Annotated in this window: 3 protein-coding genes; all 3 read right to left on the minus strand. The window is 73.2% G+C overall.

What is annotated here, in order from left to right; all coding sequences use genetic code 11:
• The coding region (locus tag B1L11_RS44385; RefSeq protein WP_306291792.1) for a BTAD domain-containing putative transcriptional regulator at nucleotides 1-608 on the minus strand (608 nt) is incomplete at its 3' end.
• Complete coding sequence (locus tag B1L11_RS44390) at nucleotides 592-1,017, minus strand: winged helix-turn-helix domain-containing protein (protein ID WP_179155610.1); 426 nt, start codon at nucleotides 1,015-1,017, stop codon at nucleotides 592-594. The genes B1L11_RS44385 and B1L11_RS44390, both read right to left, overlap by 17 nt.
• A 100-nt stretch (nucleotides 1,018-1,117) precedes the next feature.
• Nucleotides 1,118-2,011, minus strand: an 894-nt coding sequence (locus B1L11_RS47745) for a hypothetical protein (RefSeq protein WP_179155611.1), incomplete at its 5' end; no start/stop codon positions are given.

Genomic DNA, 2,011 nt, shown 5'->3' on the forward strand with positions numbered 1-2,011 from the left:
CGTGGTCGTGACAGCGCCCCCACACCCACCACATGCCCCGCATCCACGCACCACGCCGCCAACGCCTCCAGCAGGAACGTCTTACCGATCCCCGGCTCCCCGCTCACCGCCGCGAAACCCACCCCACGCCGTGCCACCGACCCCGCCAACGCCACCAGCTCACCCAACACCCCCTCACGCCCCCGCACCGCAGGCTGCGCCGGGGCGGGCGTCACGAGCACCTGCGAGGACTCCTCGACGGACTCGAGCACCACGGAAGGGGGCGCCGGCGTCAGCGACTCGACCTGCCGGAGGATGTCGTCTTCCAACGCCCGCAGTTCCGGCCCGCAGGGGACGCCAAGCTCCTTGGTGAGCGTGTCCCCGGCGTTGCGCACCACGGCGAGCGCGTCGGCCTGACGCCCGGTGCGGTACAGGGCCAGCGCGAGCAGGCACCACAACCGCTCCCGCAACGGACTGGCCACCGTCTCGGCCTCCAGATCCGCGATCACCGCCTGCGGCCGGCCCAGATCCAGCAACGCCTGCGCACGCCGCTCCACCGCCACCAACCGCAACTCCCGCAACCGGCTGACCTCCGTCAGCGCCCACGGCTCATCACAGAACTCCCCCATACGGCGAGCCCCGCCACAGCCCCAGCGCCTCCTCCACCGCCCCCAGCGCCTCAACCGGCGACAGGAACTCCGCCCGCCGCACCAACTCCGCGAACCGGACCGCGTCCACCTCCCGCGTCACCAGCGCATACCCCGGCGGCCGTCCCACCAGGACCCGCGGCCGGCCACGCGCGGGCCGATCCGGCTCGATCGCCCTGCGTAGATGCGACACATACGACTGCACCGTCGCCAGCGCACTCACCGGAGGCGCGTCCCCGTACACGTCCTCGATCAGGGTCCTCGTCGAAACGACGGCCCCCTGTGCCACCAGCAGCCGGGCCAGCACGGTCCGCTGACGCGGCCCGCCCACATCGACGGGGTTTCCCCTGGAGTCGTGGACCTCCACAGGGCCCAGAACACAGAACTCCACTCGTACCTCCTCGGTTCCGGCCCGGTTGACACGACTTCCCGCGGACGCCCGAAAGAGTCCGGCGTGGTACGCCGGCGACCGGTCCATGAGGATCGCTTCGTCAGGGCCGCCGAACTGCCGCGGTCGCGACGGTAGGCCGCGGCGAGGCGCCCCCTCGTCCGCTTTCTGGGTGATTCATGATCCGCCGTCTGATTGATTGGTCGTGCCGGGCCGGCCGCCGGACCGGGCCGCGGACGATCGCGACGGGCCCGGCCCTCGGTGAGGAGCCGTGCGGCATCACGAACGGCCGAGCAGGGGGGGCGTCCGCGCGCCGCCGGCCACGCGCCGCCGAACCTGCGGGGCGATGCGGAATCCGCAGCGGTCGTCGCACGGTCCACCCCGCCGTCCTGGCCCGGTGCCGCCACCAGGTGAGCCCCGTTCGCTCCGCGGTCTGTTCGAGGGCGGACAGATGCTCGGCGGCACGGAGGTGGTCGCCCATGGCGGAGGCGAGCAGGGCCAGGTACCAGTCGACGGGTCCGGCCATGGCCCTTCCCAGCCCCGTCAGGATCCGCCCGCTGTACGGCAGCAGCGCGGAGTAGGTGTCGCGGCAGGCGGGGGCGTCGCCGACGGCGGCCTGGGCCGCCCCCTGCAGACAGGTCGTGCTCAAGGGCGACCAGTCGCACGCAGGCGCGCGCCACCCTTCGGCAGCCAGCACGCGCGCTTCCATGCGGCGTCCCAGGACGGACAGGTGCAGCACCCGGGCGGCGTGAGCCAGCGATGGGTTGACGCACTGGATCGCGCCGATGAGCGGGCCGGCGCCCTCCATACGGCCCGCGCAGTACGACAGCAGCAACCGTCCGGTCGCCACCACCGCCGTCTCCTCTCCGCCCAGGTGGCGGGCCTGTCGCGCGGCCTGGCCGTACGCCGCCCTGGCTTGATCGAATCGGCCGTCGAGGGCGAGGCGGTTGGCCTGCCAGAGGGTGTGCTGGAAGCGTGGCCAGGGCAGGGGCAGGCG

The organism is Microbispora sp. GKU 823, from assembly GCF_002027145.1.
In the GTDB taxonomy this organism is placed as follows: Bacteria; Actinomycetota; Actinomycetes; order Streptosporangiales; family Streptosporangiaceae; genus Microbispora; species Microbispora siamensis.